Source organism: Pseudomonas sp. P5_B2 (assembly GCF_056400445.1).
In genome coordinates this window covers 1-5,118 of sequence record NZ_JBFULH010000297.1, presented here as the reverse complement: position 1 = coordinate 5,118, position 5,118 = coordinate 1, and the positions used below count along the sequence as shown (strand labels likewise).

Annotated in this window: 5 protein-coding genes; 4 read left to right on the top strand and 1 reads right to left on the bottom strand. The window is 59.0% G+C overall.

Annotated features, from left to right (window positions below):
* Positions 1 to 167 precede the first annotated feature (167 nt).
* The 4 genes from AC1DRJ_RS18825 to AC1DRJ_RS18810 all read left to right on the top strand — a co-directional run bounded on the left by AC1DRJ_RS18825 (position 168) and on the right by AC1DRJ_RS18810 (position 4,704).
* Complete coding sequence (locus tag AC1DRJ_RS18825; RefSeq protein ID WP_477803477.1) at positions 168 to 1,430, top strand: ATP-binding protein; 1,263 nt, start codon at positions 168 to 170, stop codon at positions 1,428 to 1,430.
* On the top strand, positions 1,423 to 1,983 hold the full coding sequence (locus AC1DRJ_RS18820; RefSeq protein WP_027924503.1) for a response regulator transcription factor: 561 nt from the start codon (positions 1,423 to 1,425) through the stop codon (positions 1,981 to 1,983). Before AC1DRJ_RS18825 ends, AC1DRJ_RS18820 begins: the two co-directional genes overlap by 8 nt.
* A gap of 96 nt (positions 1,984 to 2,079) precedes the next feature.
* The gene (locus tag AC1DRJ_RS18815) at positions 2,080 to 3,807 is read left to right on the top strand and encodes an ABC transporter ATP-binding protein/permease (RefSeq protein WP_477803476.1); all 1,728 of its coding nucleotides are present in this window, start codon (positions 2,080 to 2,082) and stop codon (positions 3,805 to 3,807) included.
* A gap of 141 nt (positions 3,808 to 3,948) precedes the next feature.
* The gene (locus AC1DRJ_RS18810) at positions 3,949 to 4,704 is read left to right on the top strand and encodes a FadR/GntR family transcriptional regulator (RefSeq protein ID WP_477803478.1); all 756 of its coding nucleotides are present in this window, start codon (positions 3,949 to 3,951) and stop codon (positions 4,702 to 4,704) included.
* Here AC1DRJ_RS18810 and AC1DRJ_RS18805 read toward each other — a convergent pair.
* Positions 4,695 to 5,118, bottom strand: a 424-nt coding sequence (locus AC1DRJ_RS18805) for a hypothetical protein (RefSeq protein WP_477803475.1), incomplete at its 5' end; no start/stop codon positions are given. The genes AC1DRJ_RS18810 and AC1DRJ_RS18805 overlap by 10 nt on opposite strands.

Below are 5,118 nucleotides of genomic sequence, written 5' to 3'. Positions count from 1 at the left end.
GTCTCAGGTTTTACGACCGCTTCGCGGCCGAACGCAGCCTTCGGCAGCTGCTACAAGGGCATTGTGTTGGCTGAAGGGCTGTGGCGCTTTGCCGCACTTTTGCCTGCCAGCCTCCGCGCTTGGTTATACTCCGTGCGATCCGCCTGGAGCGCTCATCAGGAGAGCTCATGCTCGCCCCCGTTCAAATCACTTCTGCTACTCGCCAGAACCTCTGGCGGTTGACGTTCATCCGCACTTTAGTACTCGCCGCTCAGGCCGGTTCCGTGGGGTTGGCCTACTGGTTCAACCTGCTGCCGCTGCCGTGGGTGCCGCTGGCAATGACCCTCGGGTGTTCGACGCTGTTGTGCRTGTTCACAGCGGTTCGACTGCGCACGTCGTGGCCAGTCACCGAGCTCGAATACGCGCTGCAACTGGCCTGTGACCTGTTCATCCACAGTGCCCTGCTGTATTTCACTGGTGGTTCGACCAACCCGTTCGTCTCTTATTACCTGGTGCCGCTGACCATCGCTGCGGTGACGTTGCCCTGGCGCTATTCGGTGATTCTGTCCGGTATCGCGTTGACGATGTACACCTTGCTGCTCGTGCGCTTCTATCCACTGCAAACTCTCCCGATCGCGCGGGAAAACCTGCAGGTGTACGGGATGTGGTTGAGCTTCGCGCTGGCCGCTGCGGTGATCACCTTTTTCGCCGCGCGCATGGCTGAGGAACTGCGCCGTCAGGAAGAGCTGCGCGCGATTCGTCGTGAAGAAGGCCTGCGTGATCAGCAATTGCTGGCCGTCGCGACGCAAGCGGCAGGCGCTGCCCATGAGCTGGGTACGCCGCTGGCAACCATGAGCGTATTGCTCAAGGAGATGCGTCAGGACCATCACGACCCGTTGTTGCAGGATGATTTGAGCGTTCTGCAGGATCAGGTCAAGCTGTGCAAAGAAACCTTGCAGCATCTGGTGCGCGCCGCCGAGGCCAATCGCCGTTTGGCAGTGGAAATGCAGGACGTCACTGTTTGGCTCGACGAAGCGCTGAACCGCTGGCATCTGATGCGCCCGGAAGCCAGTTACCGCTTCCAGCGCCTGGGACAGGGCACCGTGCCGCGCATGGCGCCGCCGCCAGACTTGACCCAAGCGCTGTTGAATTTGCTGAACAACGCCGCGGACGCCTGCCCCGAAGGGCTGCAAGTGACGCTGGACTGGAACGCCGAAGACCTGACCATCAGCATCCGCGACCACGGCGCCGGCGTGCCGCTGGCCATTGCCGAGCAGATCGGCAAACCATTTTTTACCACCAAGGGCAAAGGTTTCGGCCTGGGCCTGTTTTTGAGCAAAGCCAGCGTGACACGCGCCGGCGGCTCAGTGAAACTCTACAGTCATGAGGAAGGCGGTACGCTCACCGAGCTGCGCCTGCCCCGTGTCGCCCGAGGAGACGAACATGAGTGACGATATCCAGGTTGAAGGCGAAGAACTGCCGCATTTGCTGTTGGTCGACGACGATGCAACCTTCACCCGCGTAATGGCCCGCGCCATGGCCCGCCGTGGTTTCCGCGTCAGCACCGCCGGCTCTGCCGAAGAAGGCCTGACCATCGCCCAGGCCGACCTGCCGGATTACGCCGCGCTGGACCTGAAAATGGACGGTGACTCGGGTCTGGTCTTGCTGCCCAAGCTGCTTGAGCTTGACCCGGAAATGCGCGTGGTGATCCTCACCGGTTATTCGAGCATCGCCACCGCCGTCGAGGCGATCAAGCGCGGCGCCTGCAATTACCTGTGCAAACCGGCCGACGCCGACGACGTGCTGGCAGCGCTGCTGTCCGAGCACGCCGACCTCGATACCCTGGTGCCGGAAAACCCGATGTCGGTGGACCGTTTGCAGTGGGAACACATTCAGCGCGTGYTGACCGAGCACGAAGGCAACATCTCSGCCACGGCCCGTGCCCTGGGCATGCACCGCCGWACCYTGCAGCGCAAAYTGCAGAAACGTCCGGTCCGCCGCTGAACGGACGCTGAACGATCATCGCCCGCCCTCGCGATAACCCGAACCGATCAACTATGATCGGTTCGTGTGTGTTCTTTTCCCTATCGAGCCTTATTCATGAATCAGAACGCTGAATATTCCGCGGTCAACGATGCCGTGCGCGGGCAGTTTTTCCGCAAGGTCTGGGCGATCATCACGCCCTACTGGCAAAGTGAAGAGAAGGTCAAAGCCTGGACCCTGCTGATCGCGGTGATTGCGTTGTCGCTGATCAGCGTGGGCATCTCGGTGTGGTTCAACACTTGGTACAAGGATTTTTACAACGCCTTGCAAAACAAGGATGAGGCGGCGTTCTGGCAGCTGATTCTGTATTTCTGCGCGATTGCGGCCGTGGCGATTGTCGGCGCGGTCTACCGACTTTATCTGACGCAGATGCTAACCATCCGCTGGCGAGCCTGGTTGACCGAGAAACACTTTGCCCGTTGGCTCGGCAACAAAAACTACTACCAGCTGGAGCAGGGCGGCTACACCGACAACCCGGACCAGCGGATTTCCGAAGACCTCAACAACTTCACGTCGAACACCCTGGAACTGGGCATTGGTTTGCTGCGCAACGTTGTCAGCCTGGTGTCGTTCTCGATCATTCTGTGGGGCGTGTCGGGCAGTATCGAGGTGTTTGGTTTTACCATTCCCGGCTATATGTTCTGGTGTGTGCTGGTCTATGCCGTGGTCGGTAGCTGGCTGACGCACTTGATCGGTCGTCGCTTGATCGGCCTGAACAACCAACAACAGCGCTTCGAAGCCGACCTGCGTTTCTCCATGGTCCGGGTTCGCGAGAATGCCGAAAGTATTGCGTTGTACAACGGCGAGCCGAACGAAAACCGTCGCTTGAGCAGCCGCTTCGGATTGGTCTGGCACAACTTCTGGGACATCATGAAAGTGTCCAAGCGCCTGACGTTCTTCACCGCCGGTTACAGCCAGGCCGCGATCATTTTCCCCTTCATGGTCGCCGCGCCGCGTTACTTCGCCGGCAAGATCGAACTCGGTGAACTGATGCAAATCAGTTCGGCGTTCGGCAATGTTCAGGAAAGTTTCAGCTGGTTTATCAGTGCATACCAGAACCTCGCTTCATGGCGCGCCACCTGTGATCGTCTGTTGAGTTTCCGTCAGGCCATGACTGACAACGAAGAGCGCCACCCGGCCATCGACGTACAGAATCAGGGTGATGAACTGAAAATCCACAACCTCGGCCTCGATCTGGCGGACGGTCGTCATCTGCTGACCAACGCCGACATGACGGTGGAAGAGGGCGAGCGTGTAATGCTCAGCGGTCGTTCCGGCAGCGGCAAGTCGACCTTGTTACGTGCGATGGGGCATCTGTGGCCAGCGGGTCACGGCAGTATTCGTCTGCCGTCGGCGCGCTACCTGTTCCTGCCGCAAAAGCCGTACTTGCCGATTGGCAGCCTGCGTGAGGCGCTGAGTTATCCACAGGCTGGCGATACCTATCCGCATGAGCGTTACGTTCACGTGCTGGAAACCTGCCGTTTGCCGCACCTGGTGTCGCGTCTGGATGAAGCGAATCACTGGCAGCGCATGCTCTCGCCCGGTGAGCAGCAACGTTTGGCGTTTGCCCGTGCGCTGCTGTATGCACCGCAATGGCTGTACATGGACGAAGCGACTTCGGCGATGGATGAAGAGGACGAAGCGTTACTGTATCAAGCGTTGATCGATGAGTTGCCAGGGCTGAGCATTGTCAGCGTCGGGCACCGTAGCAGCTTGAAACGTTTTCACCCTCGGCATGTTCGTATCGAGAATGGGCATTTGGTGGACCAGACCGTAACCGCATAAACACCGCAAATCCCCTTGTGGGAGCCACAAGCCCCCCTCCACAGGCTCACTCCCACAGGGGATAATGTTGCTGACGGTGATCGTACAACCGCGTTGAGCTATGATGTGGTTTCAGCCGAATCTTCGAGACAAATGTTCACCATGGAAAACCCGATCGACGTACCACGCCTCCCTCGCAAGCGCCGCAGCCTCGCACAGGAATTGGTGACGGTGCTGTCCGAGCAGATCCGCGACGGTCACCTCAAGCGCGGCGACAAATTGCCCACCGAGTCGGCGATCATGGATGCCCATGGCGTCAGCCGCACCGTGGTGCGTGAAGCGATTTCCCGTTTGCAGGCAGCCGGGCAGGTTGAAACCCGCCATGGCATCGGCACCTTCGTACTCGACACCCCGAGCCCGAGCGGTTTCCGTATCGACCCGGCGACGGTGGTCACCCTGCGTGACGTGTTGGCGATTCTGGAGCTGCGGATCAGTCTCGAAGTGGAGTCCGCCGGCCTCGCTGCGCAACGGCGCAGCGCCGAGCAGTTGGGTTTAATGAGAGCGGCGCTCGACGCCCTCAACGAAAGCGCTTCCCATGCCAGCGATGCGGTCGCCTCGGACTTCCAGTTCCACCTGCAAATCGCACTGGCAACCGGTAACCGCTACTTCACCGACATCATGACCCACCTGGGCACCAGCATCATTCCGCGCACGCGGCTGAATTCGGCACGCCTGGCCCATGACGACCAGCAGCACTACATGAATCGCCTGAGCCGTGAACACGAAGAAATTTATGACGCCATCGCCCGCCAGGATTCCGATGCGGCGCGGGCAGCGATGCGTTTGCACCTGACCAACAGCCGCGAACGGCTGCGTCATGCGCATGAAGAGGCTGAGGCCCAGCGGGGTCAGGGGTAAGGGTTTTCTACTTCGACCGTTTTGTAATCCACGTACTCAACGGTGTTATTTAGCAACACCTTGTAGATCTTCAGGGAGATTTTCCAGTACTGGCCGGGCAGTGCTTCAAACGCGACGATATCGCCCACGCTGACATGAAGGTCAAAATCAGTTGGACACTCTAAAGCTGCTTGTTTGGTTTTGGCTGGAAAATTGAAGCTGTGGATTGCGGCCATGAACGCTTCGCCTGTGCAGGAATTGAGTTCCCGATTAAGCGTTGGCAGTAGAGGAGGCGAAACTGTAAGAAATAACAGTTTCGATGAGCGGTCAGTGCCAATCTTTACCTTTTGCAGTGCTCTGAAGATTGCCTTCGCGAGCAAGCCCGCTCCCACAGTAGATCTCCAGCGGACACTAAATTTGTGAACGATACAGATC

Coding starts and splice junctions, on each gene's coding strand:
- AC1DRJ_RS18815 (WP_477803476.1), top strand. CDS start 2,080: ATGAATCAGAACGCTGAATATTCCGCGGTCAACGATGCCGTGCGCGGG.
- AC1DRJ_RS18810 (WP_477803478.1), top strand. CDS start 3,949: ATGGAAAACCCGATCGACGTACCACGCCTCCCTCGCAAGCGCCGCAGC.